General features: G+C 64.8%; 17 protein-coding genes. 7 read left to right on the top strand and 10 right to left on the bottom strand.

Annotated elements, in window-relative coordinates:
- Nucleotides 1-268: 268 nt before the first annotated feature.
- Entirely contained in the window at nucleotides 269-1,318 is a 1,050-nt protein-coding gene (locus C442_RS18825) for a glycosyltransferase family 4 protein (protein WP_008313211.1), read from the top strand.
- A 23-nt stretch (nucleotides 1,319-1,341) separates the two neighbouring features.
- Here the strand turns inward: C442_RS18825 and C442_RS18820 are convergent, their stop codons facing one another.
- Nucleotides 1,342-2,664 carry an MFS transporter gene (locus C442_RS18820; RefSeq protein ID WP_008313208.1) on the bottom strand — a complete coding sequence of 441 codons (1,323 nt, stop codon included), beginning with the start codon at nucleotides 2,662-2,664 and terminating at the stop codon, nucleotides 1,342-1,344.
- A 120-nt stretch (nucleotides 2,665-2,784) separates the two neighbouring features.
- Here C442_RS18820 and C442_RS18815 point away from each other — a divergent pair, with 120 nt between their 5' ends.
- Nucleotides 2,785-3,888: a glycosyltransferase gene (locus C442_RS18815; RefSeq protein ID WP_008313206.1), complete on the top strand. Its 1,104-nt coding sequence runs from the start codon at nucleotides 2,785-2,787 to the stop codon at nucleotides 3,886-3,888.
- Nucleotides 3,889-3,904: 16 nt separating this feature from the next.
- Here the strand turns inward: C442_RS18815 and C442_RS18810 are convergent, their stop codons facing one another.
- The 4 genes from C442_RS18810 to gatC all read right to left on the bottom strand — a co-directional run bounded on the left by C442_RS18810 (nucleotide 3,905) and on the right by gatC (nucleotide 7,040).
- Nucleotides 3,905-4,090 (bottom strand): hypothetical protein, encoded by a 186-nt coding sequence (locus C442_RS18810; RefSeq protein WP_008313204.1) that lies wholly within the window; start codon nucleotides 4,088-4,090, stop codon nucleotides 3,905-3,907.
- Nucleotides 4,091-4,131: 41 nt separating this feature from the next.
- A complete protein-coding gene (locus C442_RS18805) occupies nucleotides 4,132-5,277 on the bottom strand; it encodes a M48 family metallopeptidase (RefSeq protein WP_049943104.1) in 1,146 nt (381 codons plus the stop codon).
- A gap of 206 nt (nucleotides 5,278-5,483) precedes the next feature.
- Nucleotides 5,484-6,761: an Asp-tRNA(Asn)/Glu-tRNA(Gln) amidotransferase subunit GatA gene (gene gatA / locus C442_RS18800; RefSeq protein WP_008313199.1), complete on the bottom strand. Its 1,278-nt coding sequence runs from the start codon at nucleotides 6,759-6,761 to the stop codon at nucleotides 5,484-5,486.
- Nucleotides 6,762-7,040, bottom strand: coding sequence for an Asp-tRNA(Asn)/Glu-tRNA(Gln) amidotransferase subunit GatC (gene gatC, locus C442_RS18795; protein WP_008313198.1), 279 nt, complete (start codon nucleotides 7,038-7,040; stop codon nucleotides 6,762-6,764). It lies immediately after the preceding gene.
- Nucleotides 7,041-7,264: 224 nt separating this feature from the next.
- Between gatC and C442_RS18790 the strand changes: the two genes are divergently transcribed.
- On the top strand, nucleotides 7,265-8,239 hold the full coding sequence (locus C442_RS18790; protein WP_008313196.1) for a transcription initiation factor IIB: 975 nt from the start codon (nucleotides 7,265-7,267) through the stop codon (nucleotides 8,237-8,239).
- A gap of 43 nt (nucleotides 8,240-8,282) precedes the next feature.
- A complete protein-coding gene (locus tag C442_RS18785) occupies nucleotides 8,283-8,759 on the top strand; it encodes an NUDIX hydrolase (RefSeq protein ID WP_008313194.1) in 477 nt (158 codons plus the stop codon).
- A 7-nt stretch (nucleotides 8,760-8,766) separates the two neighbouring features.
- Here the strand turns inward: C442_RS18785 and C442_RS18780 are convergent, their stop codons facing one another.
- The 4 genes from C442_RS18780 to C442_RS18765 all read right to left on the bottom strand — a co-directional run bounded on the left by C442_RS18780 (nucleotide 8,767) and on the right by C442_RS18765 (nucleotide 12,342).
- Nucleotides 8,767-9,861 (bottom strand): asparagine synthase C-terminal domain-containing protein, encoded by a 1,095-nt coding sequence (locus C442_RS18780; protein ID WP_008313192.1) that lies wholly within the window; start codon nucleotides 9,859-9,861, stop codon nucleotides 8,767-8,769.
- Nucleotides 9,861-10,547, bottom strand: coding sequence for a PHP domain-containing protein (locus C442_RS18775; RefSeq protein WP_008313190.1), 687 nt, complete (start codon nucleotides 10,545-10,547; stop codon nucleotides 9,861-9,863). The genes C442_RS18780 and C442_RS18775 overlap by 1 nt, the downstream gene beginning before the upstream one ends.
- A gap of 248 nt (nucleotides 10,548-10,795) precedes the next feature.
- Nucleotides 10,796-12,031, bottom strand: a complete 1,236-nt coding sequence (locus C442_RS18770; protein ID WP_008313188.1) for a TIGR04347 family pseudo-SAM/SPASM protein — start codon at nucleotides 12,029-12,031, stop codon at nucleotides 10,796-10,798.
- Nucleotides 12,028-12,342 (bottom strand): Htur_1727 family rSAM-partnered candidate RiPP, encoded by a 315-nt coding sequence (locus C442_RS18765; protein ID WP_008313186.1) that lies wholly within the window; start codon nucleotides 12,340-12,342, stop codon nucleotides 12,028-12,030. Before C442_RS18765 ends, C442_RS18770 begins: the two co-directional genes overlap by 4 nt.
- Nucleotides 12,343-12,736: 394 nt before the next feature.
- On the opposite strand from C442_RS18765, the gene C442_RS18760 reads away from it, so the two are divergent.
- From C442_RS18760 to C442_RS18750, 3 genes are read left to right on the top strand one after another with little or no spacing between them, the layout of a single operon-like run.
- Nucleotides 12,737-13,765, top strand: a complete 1,029-nt coding sequence (locus C442_RS18760) for an ABC transporter substrate-binding protein (RefSeq protein ID WP_080504343.1) — start codon at nucleotides 12,737-12,739, stop codon at nucleotides 13,763-13,765.
- Nucleotides 13,762-14,604 carry an ABC transporter permease gene (locus C442_RS18755; protein ID WP_008313184.1) on the top strand — a complete coding sequence of 281 codons (843 nt, stop codon included), beginning with the start codon at nucleotides 13,762-13,764 and terminating at the stop codon, nucleotides 14,602-14,604. Before C442_RS18760 ends, C442_RS18755 begins: the two co-directional genes overlap by 4 nt.
- Nucleotides 14,595-15,404: an ABC transporter ATP-binding protein gene (locus C442_RS18750; RefSeq protein ID WP_008313183.1), complete on the top strand. Its 810-nt coding sequence runs from the start codon at nucleotides 14,595-14,597 to the stop codon at nucleotides 15,402-15,404. Before C442_RS18755 ends, C442_RS18750 begins: the two co-directional genes overlap by 10 nt.
- Before the next feature lie 247 nt (nucleotides 15,405-15,651).
- On the opposite strand, the gene C442_RS18745 is transcribed toward C442_RS18750, so the two are convergent.
- A complete protein-coding gene (locus C442_RS18745) occupies nucleotides 15,652-16,803 on the bottom strand; it encodes a multicopper oxidase domain-containing protein (RefSeq protein WP_008313182.1) in 1,152 nt (383 codons plus the stop codon).
- Nucleotides 16,804-16,911: the final 108 nt, after the last annotated feature.

The following is a 16,911-nucleotide window of genomic DNA, read 5'->3' as shown; positions in this document are numbered from 1 at the left end:
TCTCGCCCCTTTCAGTCCCACCTGTGACTGTTCGACCAGCCGACACGGGTGGGACTGAAAGGGGCCGCGCTATCGACGAACCCCGGTGAAGCAAGCACTGGACTGAGTGAACGGAGTGAGCGAGGGAAGCGCACAGCGAGCCGCGGGAGTCGATAGCGCGGGGGCTTTCTGGCTGTTCTGAACGTTTGTTTGGTAAGTAAACGCTTCTAATCACAGCCCCACAGGTGAAGTCGATAGGATTTTCGGCCCGGCCGGAGAGCCCCGAGACGTGCGCGTCCTGAACTATCTCGAACTGGCCGACCGCCTCGACCGGTCGGGCATCGGCACCGCCGTTGACCACCAGCGGGCGGCGCTGTCCGAGACCGACATCGAGGTGGAGACGACGCCCTGGCAGGAGGGCCATCCGGCGTGGGCACTGGGTGGCAATATCGCCTTCAACGACCCGGTGTTCCGCGAGTTCGACATCGCCCACTGCAACATGATCGGACCCGGATCCGTCGCCGTGGCGCAGCACGCGGCGCAGGCGGACATCCCGCTCGTCCTGCACGCTCACGTCACCCGCGAGGACTTCCGGGACAGTTTCCGCGGGTCGAACCTGGTCGCGCCGGCGCTGGGCCGCTATTTGAAGTGGTTCTACTCCCAGGCCGACCTCGTGCTCTGTCCCTCCGAATACACGAAGAACATACTCGAATCCTATCCCGTCGACGCGCCCATACGGCCGATGTCGAACGGCGTCGACATCGACGCGCTGGCGGGCTACGAGGACCTGCGCGAGGACTACCGGCGGCGCTACGACCTCGGCGGGATGGTCGTCTTCGCTGTCGGCAACGTCTTCGAACGCAAGGGGCTGACGACGTTCTGTGAACTCGCCCAAGAGACGGAGCACGACTTCGCGTGGTTTGGCCCCTACGACGCCGGGCCACAGGCCTCCAGGACCGTCTCGCGGTGGGTGAACGACCCGCCCGAGAACGTGACCTTTACCGGGTGGATCGAGGACATCCGCGGCGCATTCGGGGCCGGCGACGTGTACCTGTTCCCGACGAAGGCCGAGAACCAGGGCATCGCCGTGCTGGAGGCGATGGCCTGCGGGAAGGCGGTCGTCCTCTCGGACATCCCGGTGTTCCGGGAGTACTACGAGGACGGCCACGACTGTCTCATCTGTGCGGACGAATCGGAGTTCCGCGAAGCGCTGGAGCGTCTCGCCGAGAACCCCGACCTGCGGGAGCGACTGGGCGAGAACGCCAAAGAGACGGCCAGAGAGCACAGTCTGGACCGGGTCGGCCGGCGGCTGGTCGAGACGTACGAAGAACTGGCCTGAGCGGCGTTCGAAGCCGACGATTGTTACGCCGAGAGCGGTTCGCTGTCGACAGACATCGTCGGCGAGCGCCGCCAGACGACCGCGACCAGCGCCGCGCCGACCAGCACCAGCCCGCCTGCGACGCCGAACGCCAACAGGAAGTCGTAGCCGCCGAGCCAGCCGCCGAGTATCGACCCGCCGCCGCTCGCCAGCCCGGAGATCGCGGTGTACAGCCCGAGCGCCTCGCCGCGAATCGCCGGCGGCGCGAGCTGGGTGACGACGCTGGCCGCGGTGACGGCGATGACGGCCCAGGCGACGCCGATGAGGACGAACACGATGCCGTTGACCGCTGTGCCGACGAGCGTGACCGGGAGGAGCAGTCCCACGACGGCAACGGCCGGATGGAGCGCCGCGCGGGCGAGCAGGCCCCCGACCTGGAGCCCGCTCGGGCTGTAGCGTTCGGCGAGTCCACCGGCGCGGTCGTACCACAGCGCCGAGCCGACGCTGGAGACGAGATACAGCGCGAAGACGAGTCCCGATTCGTAGCCGAGCGTCCGGGAGAGATACAGCGGTAACGGCCCCCAGAACACGCCGAAACCGACGAAGAAGGCGACGACGGCCCCGAAGTAGATGGTCAGCGAGGGGGAGAACCGGGCCGCGACTTCTCGGGGGTGTATCGACCGCGTGAGCCAGTACAGCCGCCCCTGACCGACCGGGAACGTCGCACTCCGGACCGGGAGCCGACGCGACCGGGCGATGGCCCGCGCCACCCGACTGGGCCGCGGCCGGTCGAGTTCATCGGGGTCGGACGGCAGCCACTTCGCCCCGAGAAACGCCGACAGACCGACGGCAGCCGCACACAACCACAGGAGCGACTGCTGAGCGGGGATCTCCCCAAGCGGTCCCGAGAGCAGCGTCGTCCACACGAGGCCGAGGACTAACCCGCCGGCCCACCCCCAGCCCTGGTAGCGGTTCAGGACAGCGAACCGCGCCGGCCAATCTCGCTCGACAGTTCCGGCGGTGACAAGCAGCGTCAGCACCGGCGCTGCCGCGCCGGCCGCGAACCACAGCAGGCCGTTGCCGACGATGACCAGCCACGGCTGTTCGGTGAGCGAGACGAGCAACAACGCGGAAGTCGCCAGCCCCAGTGCGAGGAGGACGAGCGACCGCCGCTTCCCCGTTTTGTCAGCGACGCGTCCGAAGATGAGTGCGCCCGGCGCACCCGCGGCGGCGGCCACCCCGGCGAGGACGCCCAGCATGAACGTCTCGCCGCCGATGGCGACGAAATACAGTGGAACGAGCAACGAGCCCGCGCCAAACGCGACCGATGCGATTGCCCAGGCGTACAGCCAGCCGTCCCGATCCATTACCCCAACTGTGCCACGGTCCCCCAAAAGAACTCTGGCACCCGCCAGCGAGTGACAACTGTCTGACTTATGGCGTGCCAATGGCAACGGTTTAAGGCCTGGTCCTGCTACGCCGCGGCGATGACACTGCCGCACGTCGCGACGTTCACCGACACGTACTTGCCGACCGTCAATGGGGTGACCTACACGGTCCAGACGTGGCGGGACCGCTGGCGCGACCGCGGCGGTCGCATGGGCGTGGTCTATCCGAAGAGCAATCACGACCCGTCCGAGAACGAGTATCCGGTCCGGAGCCTTCCGTTCCCCTTCTACGAGGGGTTTCGCCTGGGCATGCCACAGATACCGAAGGGCGTCCGGGACGCCGAACTGGTCCACGCCCACACTCCGTTCAGCCTCGGGATGGCGGGCCAGCGACTCGCGGGCAAACTCGATATCCCGTTCGTCGCGTCGTATCACACGCCGACGAGCGAGTACGCCGAGTACGTCTCCTTCAACGGCGCTGTCGAGTCAGCGGTCCGCTCCAGCGCCGAGAGCTACGAACGCTGGTTCCTGGGCCGAGCCGACACCGTGATCGCGCCAAGCGAGCGCGCGGCGACTCACCTCCGAGAGGCTATCGGCCTCGATACGACGGTGACGGTCGTTCCGAACGGCGTCGACACGACCGTGTTCGAACCGGTCGACACGGCCGACTTCCGGGACCGCTACGACCTCCCCGATAGCCCTATCGTCGGCTACACCGGCCGCCACGGCTACGAGAAGTGCTTGGAAGACATCATCACGGCCTGCGAGGGGTTGGACGTGACTGTCGTGTTCGGCGGTGACGGCCCGGCCCGTGAATCACTCGAAGCGACGGCCGAACACAGCGACGTCGACGTGCGCTTTCTCGGCTTTCTGGACCGGACGGAACTCCCCGAACTGTACACTACCCTAGACGTGTTCGCGTTCCCCAGTCCCGTCGAGACGCAGGGTCTGGTCGCCCTTGAGGCCAACTGCTGTGGCACGCCGGTTGCGGGCGTCGACGCCGGCGCGCTCAGCGACACCATCGAGGACGGCGAGACCGGCTACTCCTACGACGAGGGCGACATCGACGGCTTCCGACGGGCTATCGAGCGCGTGCTGGACGATCAGGAACGGCTTCGGGAGCGCTGTCTTGCCCGGCGAGGCGTGATCAGCGTCGAGCACGCCATCGACAAACTGGCCGACGTGTACGACAGCGTGCTGTAGCGCTTGCCGGCCCAACTCAGGCCCGCGAGTGCGACCAGCCGATACCGAAGGCCAGCCCGTTCAGCGTCCCCAGCGCCAGGCCGAGATAGAAATCACCCAGCGAGACGGCCAGTATCAGGCCGGCCCCGATTCCCAGTGCCAGCCCCTTCAGGACTGTCGGCCAGTGGAGCCAGCTGAGTCGCCCCTCGGCGTCGTCGCTCATACGCTCTCTCGGGCCGCCGGCGAGTAAACTGTACCCCTTCGTCACGATTGCCCGCGCCGGTCGAGGGCGGACTGTCGCTCCGCCAGTGCAGCGATACGGTCGTCGGCGTCTGGATGCGACCCGGGCAGGACTCGTTCGGTGATGCTGTGCCACCGGTGGGCGAGCCGTTCGGCCCGTCCGTTCGGTGCGGTCTGCTCATCGGCCGTAATGGCGTGTGGAACCACACAGAGCTCTCGGACGCCGGTCTCGGCGGTCCGGATGTCCGTGTCCGGGCGCTGGTCGTCTGTCAGCGTCTCCAGCGCGCTGGCGAGCGCCGCCGGGGAGCCACAGATGGCGACACCGCCCGCGTCCGCGGCGTACTCCCGAATCCGCGAGAGGAGTCGGTAGCAGGCCGTGCTGGCGAGATACAGCGTCGCCGTGACCGGTATCGCGATGACAGCGAAGAGCAACATCACGAGGTGGATGTTCCCGCCAGCGACCCACGTCCCGTCCTCGTCGTCGCCGCCGAGGAACCAGTGGCAAAGCACCGAATACTGCAGTGTTCTCCCGAGCGTGCGAGTGAACAGCGCGCAGACAGTCGGGAGGAACGCGGCCGCAGTCATGACGAACGCGTCGCCGTTCTTCAGATGGGCCAGTTCGTGAGCGATGACGGCGTCGAGTTCCGCGTCGTCGAGGTGGTCGACGAGCGCCGTGGTCACGAACAGCGTCTGCTCGCCGGGCCGGCTGGCGACGTAGCTGTTGGGCGTTTCGGAGTCGATGACTGTCACGTCCGGTGTGGCCATATCCGCCGTCTGTGCAAGCCGAGCCACCCGTTCTCGGAGGCGGTCGGCGGTTTCGCTGCGCCGTATCTTCGCCCGCATCGCGTCGACGGACTCGGGCTCAGACGCCGGGGACTCGGTCGCAGTTGTTCCGGAATCCCGGAGCGTCATCCGGTAGCCGTAGATGGACTGGACGGCGAGGACGAGCGGCGTCCCGACGAGGACGACGGGCCACAGCGGCACGATGTCGAACCCCATCGTCCAGAACAGCGTCCCGGTATCGTAGCCGACCAGCGGCAGGAGACCGAACGCGACGTGGCCCAGCACGTACGCGACGGCGACAGCCACGGCGTCGAAGGCGACGAGCACCACTACGAGCGCGAGGAGGCGTGCGCGGAGGGACCACGTAGTGGACGGAAGGGGAGCCATAATTGTTCGTTCGTTATGACGAACAAAAAGCGTACGGGGCTGCTCGGATTCGGCCTCAGGCCAGTGCGCTGCCGGCCCGGATAATCTCTCGTTCGACGACCACCTTTTTCTGCGTCGGGTTCGCGTCGCCGCAACGCGGCTCGCGAACCGCTCCTTGAAAAACGTGGGCGAAAAAGCGCTCGTTCGCTCCTCGCTCACTCGCGTGCCTATGCTAGTGCACTGCCGGCCCGGATAATATCTCGTTCGCCAAACGCCGGTCCGACCAGTTGCAGCCCCACAGGTAGCCCGTCTCCGGTCTCGCCGGCCGGAACCGAGATAGCCGGAAGGTTCGCGAGGTTCACCGGGGTCGTGTTGGCGTCGGCCAGATACATTGTGAGCGGGTCGTCCAAACTCTCGCCGCGTTTCATCGGTGGGACAGGCATCGTTGGCGACGCGAGCACGTCGGCGTCCTCAAGCGCCTCGTCGAAGTCCTGCTTGACCCAGGCGCGGGCGTCCTGTGCCTTCTTGTAGTACTTGTCGTGATAGCCCGCCGAGAGGGCGTACGTTCCGAGCAGAATTCGGCGCTTGACCTCTTCACCGAAGCCCTCTTCGCGAGCATTTGCGAAGGATTCGTTCCAGTTGCCGTCGTAGCCGCCCGATTGCCCGTATCGGACGCCGTCGAACCGCGCGAGATTCGAGGAGGCTTCCGACATGGCGATGACGTAGTACGCCTCGACGGCGTGTTCGACCGAGGGGAGGTCGACCTCGTGGTAGCTCGCGCCCTGGGCTTCGAGGTCGTCCATCGCGTCCCAGAACGTCTCGACGACTTCCTCGTCGGCCCCGTCCAGCAGTTCCGTCGGAACGCCGATAGAGAGCCCGTCGATGTCGCCGTCGGCGGCCGCCGCGTAGGAGCCGTCGCTCTCGGGCGCTTCCTGCGTCGTCGCGTCGTGTTCGTCCGGTCCGGCGATGACGTCCAACAGTTCCGCGGCGTCCTCCACGGACGGCGCGATGGGCCCGATCTGTTCGAGGCTGTTGGCGTAGGCGACGAGGCCGTACCGGGAGACCAGCCCGTAGGTGGGCTTGATGCCGACGACACCGCAGAAGGCGGCCGGACAGCGGATGGAGCCACCGGTGTCACTGCCGAGTGCGAGGTCAGCATCGCCAGCAGCGACGACGGCGGCCGAGCCACCGGAGGAACCGCCCGGCACGCGGCCCTCGGCGACGGGGTTCTCGACGGGGCCGTATGCGGACGTTTCGGTGGTCGTCCCCATCCCGAACTCGTCCATGTTCGTCTTGCCGGGGATGGTCGCGCCGGCGTCTTTCAGCCGCTCGACGACCGTCGCGTCGTACGGCGGGACGTAGTCGGAAAGCATCGCCGAGCCACAGGTCGTCCGGACGCCCTCGGTAGAGATGTTGTCCTTGACCGCGACGGTCTTGTCCGCCAGCGGGCCGTCGTCCGCGCCCTCGATGGTCTCGTCGGTGACGTAGCCGTTGTACGCCGTCATCTACGACACCTTCGGCCCTTTGAACTGCCCTTCTTCGGTATCACTGGCGTTCCGGAGCGCGTCCTCCTGCGAGAGGCTCTCGCGTGTCTCGTCGGGGCGCATCACGTTCGAGAGGTCGGCCTCCCGTTCTGTCTCTGGGACGTCGTCGAGCGCTTCGAACGCGTCGAGGATGTCGCCAAACTGCTCGGTGAACCGCTCGATCTCGTCGTCTGCGAGGTCGACACGGGCGAGGTCGGCGACGTGCCGGACCTCCTCGGGATCGACGGCGGGGTCGCTCATGTCGGGCCGGAGTGCTGGATGCGCGGTAAGCGTTTCGAAACACCGGGCAGATATATAGCATAGTTAATAATTGTGGAAGCGAATACACAAGAATTGCCAACTCTTGTTTCCCCTTCGGAAAATTGGACTTCTGAAACGGACAAAAGTTTTAAGTCGCCGTAGATACAACAATAGGCTACAACACGTTTTTCGGGTACGATACCCGGTTGTCCCACCCCCAACAAATGACCGATACCAGCATCCGCCGATACTCGAACGAGCGCGAGACGGAGACAGAGCAGACGGACGAAGAGGAGTCGGAGACGCTCGTCTGTCCGGAGTGTAACGGGTCGTTACTGTCCGACAGCGAGCGCGGTGAAACGGTGTGTGAGGACTGTGGGCTGGTCGTCGAGGAGGACGAGATCGACCCCGGTCCCGAGTGGCGCGCGTTCGATTCGAAGGAGAAAGACGAGAAATCCCGTGTCGGTGCGCCGACGACGAACATGATGCACGACAAGGGCCTGTCGACCAACATCGGCTGGCAGGACAAGGACGCCTACGGTAACTCCCTGTCCTCGCGCCAGCGCGAGAAGATGCAGCGACTGCGCACCTGGAACGAGCGGTTCCGCACTCGTGACTCCAAGGAGCGCAACCTCAAACAGGCGCTGGGCGAAATCGACCGGATGGCCTCTGCCCTCGGACTGCCCGAGAACGTCCGGGAGACGGCCAGCGTCATCTACCGCCGCGCACTGGACGAGGACCTGCTGCCTGGCCGCTCCATCGAAGGCGTCTCGACGGCGTCGCTGTACGCCGCCGCGCGACAGGCCGGGACGCCGCGCTCGCTCGATGAGATTGCCGGCGTTTCCCGCGTCGAGAAAGACGAAATCGCCCGGACCTACCGTTATGTGGTCCGCGAACTCAGCCTCGAAATCCAGCCGGCCGACCCCGAGAGCTACGTCCCGCGGTTCGCGTCGGACCTCGACCTCTCCGAGGAGGTCGAACGGCGCGCCCGCCAGCTCCTTCAGAACGCAAAGCAAGAGGGCGTCCACTCCGGGAAGTCGCCGGTCGGTCTCGCCGCCGCTGCGGTGTACGCCGCCTCGCTGCTCACCAACGAGAAGGTGACTCAGAGCGAGGTCAGCGAGGTCGCCAACATCTCCGAGGTCACCATCCGCAACCGCTACCACGAACTGCTGGAAGCTGAGGACAACATCCACCCCTGAGCGGTATCGTAACCGAAACAACCGGTTAGGCCGTCCCGTCGGTATGGAGACCACTCGCCATTTTGTCGCGACTGTCTACGTCGTCAGCGACGGTGCCGTCGCGCTGCATGAACACAGCAAGCTCGACATGTGGCTGCCCGCCGGCGGTCACATCGACCGCGACGAACTGCCCCACGAGGCCGCGGTGCGCGAGACGCGCGAGGAACTGGGCCTCGACGTGGACCTCATCGCACCCCAGCAAGACATCGAGAGCGAGACGGTTCGCTCCATCCCACAGCCACAGCACTTCCTGCTGGAAGACATCAACGTCACCGCCGAGGGCGAGGTCGGCCACCAGCACATCGATTTCATCTTCTACGGCCGGGCGGATAGCCGCGATATCACGCCGGGGCCGGGCGAACAGCCGGCCGATGACTGGGAGTGGTTTTCTGTTGACGACTTGCAGGCCCGGGGCGAGGAACTCCCGGCTGACGTGGTCGAGGTCGGCCAGCAGGCAATCGAAGCGGTACGCGAGCCGTAGCCGTGACTCACTCCACGAGCGACTCGACGTACTGCGTGACGTGGTCGTCCATCCGGCGCTTGTAGCCGGCCTGCCGGGCCAAACGGTCGAGTTCCCGGGCGGCGAGTGAGCCGTACTGGGCGGCCTTCTTGTCCCGGTTCGCAATCTCGCCGGGAAGCGAGTGGCGTGCGGCCGCCCGCAGCGCGACCTTCCGCGTCTCGCCGTCGACGAGCAGATCACCGTCCAGTCGGAGCGCGGCGTCGACGACGCGGTCGTGTAACAGCGGTGTCACCGGCTCGACGCCGGCGGCCCGCAGTGCGAGCACGTCCCGCTCCAACTGGTCGGGGAGCGAGCCGATGACCTCCCGCTGTGCCCCGCGGACGGTGTCGGCTTCTACGCGGGGGTCCTCGGGGGCCTTTGCGACTTTTGCGTAGCCACCGAACAGCTCGTCGGCTCCCTGGCCGAGCGCCAGCCGGTCGAAGCCGTCGGCGGCGACCCGTTCCGCGGCGAGATACAGCGGGAGCGCAATCTGGACCGCCATGGCGTTGGTTCGACCGGTGGCGTGTGCGATTTCGGGGACGGCCCGCTCGATAGCGTCGTGGGTCAGTTCGACGACCCGAACCTCGGTTCCCAGCAGGTCGGCAGCCGACCGCGCCGCTTCAACGTCGTGGCTGTCGGGGAAGCCCGCGACGTACAGCGGCGCGTCGAGCCGTGCCGCGAGCAGCGCCGAGTCCACGCCGCCGGAGAACGCTATCGCGAGGGAATCGGTGTCGACGGCGTCGATACTCGTCTCGACGACGGCGCGGACCCGCTTGATGGCTGTCTCGCGGTCGCTGAACGGGTCGGGCGACGGGAACGACCACCGCTGTCGGGTCCCGTTGTCGTCCCGAATATGACCGGCGGGGAACGACCGCGGGTCGGCCAGCGCCGTCGGGTCGTGGCTCCACTGCTCGGGGTCGAGGCGCTCCCTGTCAGAAACAGTCCGCTCCACGAACAGCGGGTACCGCCCGAGAACGTCCCGGAGGAGCGTTCCGTCCAATTCGCCCGCGAACCCGCCGCTTCCCGGCAGCGCGTCGCCGCTTTCGAGGGCGTCGGCGACGGCGTCCGTGTCGGCTCCCTGCATCACTGGAGTAGCTCCGCGATACCGTTCTTGACGCGCCGCTTCGCTCCGCCGGCGGCCTGCCGGAAGCTAATCCGCCACGGCGTCCGCTTGCCCTCGACGGTCGTCTTGCCCTCACGGATGGCGTCGAGAATCGCGTCGGCCGTTCGTTCGTCCGTGCCGACGTTGGTGACTGCCTGCCCGACCATCTCCGCGATGTGGGCGTCACTGCCGGCGGTCATCGGCAACCCTTTGCGACGAGCGAACCGCTCGGCCTGTCGGTTCGACCGTCCGGTCAATAGCCGCGAGTTGTACACTTCGATGGCGTCGGCCGTCGCGAGTTCGGCCTTCGAGATGTGTTCCAGTACGCCGTGGCGGGACTCCTGGAACGGATGCGGGACGACCGCGAGTCCCCCCTGATCGCGAATGCGGTCGAGCGTCTCCTCGAACGGGAGGTGTGGCGGAATCGCCTCTTGAATCCCCAGGGCGAGGACGTGTCCGGCGGCACATGTGACCTCCATCCCGGGTATCCCGACGAGGCCGTACTCCGGGGCAAGTTCGGCCGCCCGGAGGCTGGCGTCGATTTCGTCGTGGTCAGTCACGGCCAGCGCGTCCAGACCGACGGCGCTGGCTTGCTCTAAGAGGAGCTCGACCGGGTCCCGGCCGTCGTACGACAGCGACGAATGCGCGTGTAGCTCAACCGACTGCACAGGTGTCGATAACGGGGGGCAGGGCAAAAACGCCCCGGTCCGCCCCCGTTCTCACAGAGAACAAACCGGCCGCCGTGTCCATGGCGGCCGAGTGCCCGAAGAACGCCCATCTGTCCCACGAGACTGAGCGTGTGCTTCCCGACGATACGACCGTCAATCGACGGTCGCATGTTGCAATTACTGATGTGCAAGAATGAGTGAGCTCCCTCAGCTTGGTGGGGATTAAAATGGGGTTAGATGCTGCCGACTCAGTCGGCCGAGCTCCCGCTCGCCACCGAGTTCTCGCCGGTATCGAACGGCGGCGACCCGTGGATCTCCGTCTCCTCCAGATAACACTGCGGGTCCGGGGCGAACAGGTCGTCTTCGACGGTGAGTGCCCGGAGCCGGGAGGCCCCGCGGCAGACCTCGGCGTAGCGGCAGTCGGCGCATTTGCCCGTGAGGTGCTCTTCGCGGTTGCGGAGTGCCGAAAGCAACGGGTTCGACTCGTCTTCCCAGATGGCGCCGAACGAGCGGTCGCGGACGTTCCCCAGCGAGTACCCCTGCCAGAACTGCGTGAGGTGGACGTTGCCCTGGTAGTCCACGTCGGCGACGCGTTCGCCGGTCGGGTCCCCGCCGTTGACCCGCAGATACTCGTACACCCGCTGGGCCTGTGCCTCGCTCATGTGCTCGCGGGCGTACTCGACGAGGTAGGCCGCGTCAGCGTAGTTGCCGACCAGTAGCGTCTCGATCTCCTCGCCGCGGTCGTGGTACTCGCGAGTCATGTCACAGACCCGCTTGACCGCCTGCCGACGGTCCTCGGGCGTGAGGTCGGCGTCGACAATCTCGGTCCCGCGGCCGCCGTAATCCAGATGGTAGAAACAGAAGCGGTCCACGCCAACGTCGGTCAACAGGTCGACAACACCCTCCAGATCAGCGGCGTTGCGCTCGGTGATTGTGTACCGGAGGCCGGTTTTCAGTCCCGCGTCCAGGCAGTTCTCTATCCCCTGGACCGCGCCCTCGAACGCGCCGTCGACCCCACGGAAGTCGTCGTTTCGCTCCGGCAGGCCGTCGACTGAGACGCCGGCGTATTTCAGCCCGGCGTCCTTGAGCGACTGGGCGCGCTCCTCGGTGATGAGCGTCCCGTTGGTCGAAAGCACCGGGCGGACGCCGACCTCGTTCGCGTAGGCGACCAGTTCTTCGAGGTCCTGCCGGACGAGCGGCTCGCCGCCGGAGAACAGCACCACCGGCGCGCCGTAGTCCGCTAGGTCATCGAGCAGTGCTTTCCCCTCAGCAGTCGAGAGTTCCCCGTCGGCGATTTCGGTGTCGGCGGCGGCGTAACAGTGGTCACAGTAGAGGTTGCACTGCTTGGTGACGTTCCAGACGACGACGGGCCGACGCTGCTTCTCGTCCCTGATCTGGCGTTTGGTCGACTCGTCGGCCGCGTCGTACCGGAGGCCGTCCCCTTCAGCGTCGAGGTCACAGAGCAGTTTCGAGACAGAAATCATCGGTTCTCACCCCGGAGCGTCTCCGATTCCATCTCGTCGACACTCATGGTGGCGTCGTCCCCCGTGTTCCCCGTTCCGAGCGTCGCATCGTCCGTCTGGTACCGCTGGGTCTCGTCGGCGGGACACAACCACAGCGTGACGGCAGTCCGCGCGAACAGCGACGATGCCTGCTCTCTGGCGATGTCTGTGGACGGCGCGCTGACGCTTCCGACGTGGGTGAGCGGGTCCGCCGTGTCCTCGCGGACGAACACCTCCCACTCGCGACTCGTTGCGCCGCGCGGGGCGTCTACCTCGTGGTCGAACTCTTCCATACCCCTCTGTTAGACTCCCCCAAAAAAACGGGGCTAGCGCGTTCTCAGCTACTGGGAACTACTCAGTCACCAAGCACTGAAACGAAGCGAACGCTGGCGAGGAGACGGCAGCGGCACGAGTAACTGCGACGGGAGTGCAGTGGGGCATCATATTGGCCGTCCGACTGCAGCAGAAATCACTTTCGGGCTTCTCGACCGTGGTACCCCAATACAGCGTACTGTTTCCTGTTTCGGCAGTGATGATTCACTCAGATTACAAACGGTCATCGGCTGCGTCTGTTTAGCGCTGAGTCCGAACTGAACACGGCGATGTCTTCACCCGCTCCCGAGTTATTAGCTAAATCATATTGGATCACAGGTATTATTATAATCGACTCTTAGATTAATAACACCGATGAAGCAGATCTCACGCCGAAGACTACTCCAGAAAGCAGGCGCGACCACGGTTGCTGTGACGGGGATGGCTGGCTGTCTCGGTCAAAGCGGCGGGTCACTCGACTCGGTAACCGTCGCATACGTGCCAATCTATCCGAATATGCAGCATTACGTGATGGAGCAGGCGGGCTACTACGAGGACATCCCGGCAGACATCACAATAGAACGGTTCAGCTCTGGTCCCAGCGTCGTCAAGGCGTTTGCCAGCGGAGATGTCGACGTTGCGCTCTTCGGCATTACCCCTGCAATGGTTCTCGTGGACAGAGGCACCAACGCCGGTATCCTTGCAGCCAATTCGAAAAACGGTTTCAAAATCATGGCGACGACCGAGCTGGTAGCCCGCTACGAGCAGGAAGGGGCTGCCACATTCGAGCGCTTCGAACAGGAGTATGGCCGTAAGGTACGGTTCGGTGTCCCGCCGGACGGGAGCGTCCCCGACACCGTGCTTCGGTACTGGATCGAAGCGGACCTCGATATCGGGGAGATGGACACCGTCGTCGCCAAGTCGACCGTCCCGCCAGCGAAGGCGGTCCAGACGATCCAGTCGGGCGACATCGACGCGACGATCATTCAGGAACCGTTCGCGACGCTCATCAGTCAGGACGAGGGCTTCGGCGAACTCGCCTGGTCCGGAGAGATACTGGAAGACCATCCGGTCACGGTGTTGTTCGCAAATCAGCGGGTGATCAACGACAGCGTGGTCGCGCAGTCGCTGGTCGAACAGCACGCTGCGGCGACTGAGTTCACGACAGACGCGCCGGATACAGCGGCAACCCACGCTGCATCAGTGATCGGCTCGGGGGTAAGTGAGGACCTCGCCACGGCAGCCATGGACTCCAGGGCATCTGCGTTCGTTTCAGATCCCCACGCGATCACTGATCAGACCGAGACGATGGGGGCGTTCGTCGCAACCGTCGGAAACATCGAAGCGCCGGTCGCGACTGAGAACCTCTTCGCGTTCGACCCTTACGACGCTATTCAAGAATGACCCACCGAACAAACCACAGTCCCGACACGGTGGTCGCCAACAGTTTCGAGAGTGACCTACAGCGGTATCTGCGCGGGCTGGGCGGTCTCCTCGTGTTCCTCCTCGTCTGGTGGCTCGCTGCGGTGACGACACAGCCGTCCTATCTGGTGCCGGAACCGCTCGATGCAGCGCACGCATTTGTCGACCTGTTTGTGACTTCGACTACGATTGCCGTCCCCATCTTGGGTTCCCACCTATTGCTGCCGACCGGGCTCGCACACCTCGCACAGACGTTGTTCCACTACGTTCCTGGCCTCCTCCTCGGTGCCGGGTGTGGTATCAGTCTCGGGCTAGCGATGGGCTGGAACAGCACATTCGACGACTGGTTGCAGCCGCTCGTCCGGATGCTTCGACCGATTCCCCCACTGGCGTGGGTGGTCTTTGCGATTGTCTGGTTCGGAATCCACCATACCGGCGCGGCGTTCATCGTCTTCGTCGGCGCGTTCTGGATCAACTTCTACGGGGCGTACGGTGGCGTGGACGGTGTTTCACCTGAGCTGACCGATGCCGCCTCGACGCTCGGTGTGGAACGCGACCTCTCGATGCTGAAACTCGTCGCACTACCGAGCGCTGCCCCTCAGTTGTTGACCGGGTTTCGGACGAGCATCGGTCGGTGCTGGATGATCGTCGTCGGGGCCGAACTGTTTGGCGCGCCCGGCGTCGGCTACGAGATCATCAACGCCTCGAACAATCTCGCGATGGCAACCAGCGTCGCGTACATGTTCCTGATCAGCCTGGCGTTTCTCTGTATGGACGTCGGGTTCCGACTCGTCGAACGGAGGGTCCTCGCATGGCGCTGAGTGGGGGACGGTCCACCGACCAGGAGTCCAGTGAGAAGATCAGCGTTCGGAACGTCAGCAGGTCCTACGAGTCGACCCGAGCGCTCGAAGGAGTCTCCCTCTCGGTCACAGAGGGCGAGTTCTGCTGTGTGGTCGGTCCATCGGGATGTGGGAAGACCACGCTGTTGCGGGCGATCGCGGGCCTCGAAAATCCCGATAGCGGTTCAGTTCTGGTTGATGGGGACCCGGTCACCGATCCAGGCCTGAACCGTGGCATGGTCTTCCAGGAGTACGCACTGTTCCCCTGGCGAACCGTCCGTGGGAACATCCGGTTCGGCCTTGATCGCCCCGCGTGTAACTGCCCGGACTGTGAGGCACGAGTCCGGGAGCTGATCGACCTTGTCGGCCTCAAGGGCTTCGAGAACGCGTATCCGAAGGAGCTGTCGGGCGGAATGAAACAGCGTGTCGGGATCGCTCGTGCTCTCGCTGTCGATCCGGAGATCCTGTTGCTGGACGAACCGTTCGCCAGTGTCGACGCCCGGACGCGTGACCACCTGCACGGCGAGCTCCTCGATATCTGGAGTGAGACCGAACAGACCGTCGTGTTCGTCACCCACGACATCGACGAAGCAGTGACCCTGGCTGATCGTGTGGTCATCATGGACGCCGACTCCGGAACTGTGCGATCTACGCTCACTGTCGATATCGACCGTCCACGCCAGCGGACAGCACAGGAGTTCATCGAATACGTCGCCCGAATCAGGGATGAACTCGGTAGTTCGGACGGTGCCAGCGAGGCATCCTCGATGAGTAACATCTGATGTTAAGACGCTCTCTCGACACACCAGGGAGTCCTCTCTGGCTGACTCCGACAGTGTACTGTTCGTATAACCGAAGAGCTCTGGCGACGACGCATGGCAGTTCATTTGCAGAAGAATTCGATATAGCAGTACCTGGTTTATCGGCGGATCACGCCTGTCACCATCGGACGGAACGCAGTGCCTCAGATCTAGCCGGAATGTCCCGCGAAAAGACCAATCAACTCACGCAGCCAATCGAAACGTCGTCTTACGCTTCGTAGCCGGCGTAGTCCATCAACTGTTTGAAGATGTCGGTGTCCATCGCCTCCTTGTAGACGACACCGGTGATCATCCCACCGGGGTAAGAAGTCCCGTTCATCGCGTGGCTGACCTTGTGACAGTGCGCGAGGTAGATGCCGGGGTCGGCGTCGGCCTCGAACTCGATAGTGTGCCGACCGGCGGGCGGGATGCTAGTGATGTCCTGGTCGTGGCGGGCGGCTTCCGGAATCTTCCCGCCGTCCTTGTGGGTCACCTGGAATCGGTGGTTGTGGATGTGCATCGGGTGGTCCATGTACCCGTTGTTACACATGTGGATGCGCACCGTGTCGCCCTGCTCGACGATGATCGGCGAGCCGTCCTCCGGGTGCAGCGTCCGCGGCGCGGACTTGCCGTTGACTGTGAACGTATCGGGGCGGCGGTTGCGAACGTCGTAGCTGGCGTCCATGCCGGCCATCTGGCGGTTGAGCCGGGAGTCCCACTCCTTCAGCGTCATGAAGTACTCCTTGTCGGCCGGTTCGTACCCCTTCGGGTCGACGCGGAAGATGCCGTACATCCCCATGTCGATGTGGCGGTGAGTCTGGTAGTGGCAGTGATAGAGATGCGTGCCCGTCACGTTCGCGGGGATGGTGTAGGTGTGTTTCTCGCCGGGGTCGATACGGATGCCCGTCGTGGTCGGGACGCCGTCGTCTTCCCATTTCTTCCGGACGGCGTGGAAGTGGACCGTGTGCGGGCGCATGCCGTCCGTGTTGTCGAAGGTGACCTCCATGTCCTCGCCCTCCGTCGTCCGGAGGATCGGACCCGGGACGCTCGGTTCGCCGTCGTCGGCCTTGAACGCCCACACCTTCGGGAGTTCGACCGGGCCGCCCATGGATTCGCCGGGATGGGCTTCGTGTTTGGCCGGGACAGAGGAAAGCGTCACTTCGCCACCCTGTTCGTCGACGTTGACGATCTCAGGCGGCGACGTGGTCGGGAGGTCACTGTCGGATTGTGCTGGAGTTGTGCTGGTGTCGACTGACTCTTCGGTCGGAACCTCACCCGGGGCGGTACAGCCCGCAAGCGCGACCGTGCCACCGAGGCCGGAGGCTTTCACGAAGTCACGACGGGAGATGCCCGATCCGGGTGCGCCAATCTGGTCTTCCATAAGCAACTGTGGATAAGATACCACAGTATAAACCCCCGAAGGGAGTTCTCAGACCGACAGAAGCGTTCTCAGTTGCTGGGAACGAACGAACGGTTACAGATAAGTGCC

Source organism: Haloarcula amylolytica JCM 13557, assembly GCF_000336615.1.
GTDB classification, from domain to species: Archaea; Halobacteriota; Halobacteria; order Halobacteriales; family Haloarculaceae; genus Haloarcula; species Haloarcula amylolytica.
Note: the sequence above shows the minus strand (reverse complement) of the source record. Positions and strands in the feature narration are given on the sequence as shown.

Bases quoted from the DNA above. Each gene is read 5' to 3' on its own strand.
- C442_RS18820 (WP_008313208.1), bottom strand. From the start codon at position 2,664: ATGGATCGGGACGGCTGGCTGTACGCCTGGGCAATCGCATCGGTCGCG.
- C442_RS18815 (WP_008313206.1), top strand. From the start codon at position 2,785: ATGACACTGCCGCACGTCGCGACGTTCACCGACACGTACTTGCCGACC.
- C442_RS18810 (WP_008313204.1), bottom strand. From the start codon at position 4,090: ATGAGCGACGACGCCGAGGGGCGACTCAGCTGGCTCCACTGGCCGACA.
- C442_RS18805 (WP_049943104.1), bottom strand. From the start codon at position 5,277: ATGGCTCCCCTTCCGTCCACTACGTGGTCCCTCCGCGCACGCCTCCTC.
- gatA (WP_008313199.1), bottom strand. From the start codon at position 6,761: ATGACGGCGTACAACGGCTACGTCACCGACGAGACCATCGAGGGCGCG.
- gatC (WP_008313198.1), bottom strand. From the start codon at position 7,040: ATGAGCGACCCCGCCGTCGATCCCGAGGAGGTCCGGCACGTCGCCGAC.
- C442_RS18790 (WP_008313196.1), top strand. From the start codon at position 7,265: ATGACCGATACCAGCATCCGCCGATACTCGAACGAGCGCGAGACGGAG.
- C442_RS18785 (WP_008313194.1), top strand. From the start codon at position 8,283: ATGGAGACCACTCGCCATTTTGTCGCGACTGTCTACGTCGTCAGCGAC.
- C442_RS18780 (WP_008313192.1), bottom strand. From the start codon at position 9,861: ATGCAGGGAGCCGACACGGACGCCGTCGCCGACGCCCTCGAAAGCGGC.
- C442_RS18770 (WP_008313188.1), bottom strand. From the start codon at position 12,031: ATGATTTCTGTCTCGAAACTGCTCTGTGACCTCGACGCTGAAGGGGAC.
- C442_RS18765 (WP_008313186.1), bottom strand. From the start codon at position 12,342: ATGGAAGAGTTCGACCACGAGGTAGACGCCCCGCGCGGCGCAACGAGT.
- C442_RS18760 (WP_080504343.1), top strand. From the start codon at position 12,737: ATGAAGCAGATCTCACGCCGAAGACTACTCCAGAAAGCAGGCGCGACC.
- C442_RS18755 (WP_008313184.1), top strand. From the start codon at position 13,762: ATGACCCACCGAACAAACCACAGTCCCGACACGGTGGTCGCCAACAGT.
- C442_RS18750 (WP_008313183.1), top strand. From the start codon at position 14,595: ATGGCGCTGAGTGGGGGACGGTCCACCGACCAGGAGTCCAGTGAGAAG.
- C442_RS18745 (WP_008313182.1), bottom strand. From the start codon at position 16,803: ATGGAAGACCAGATTGGCGCACCCGGATCGGGCATCTCCCGTCGTGAC.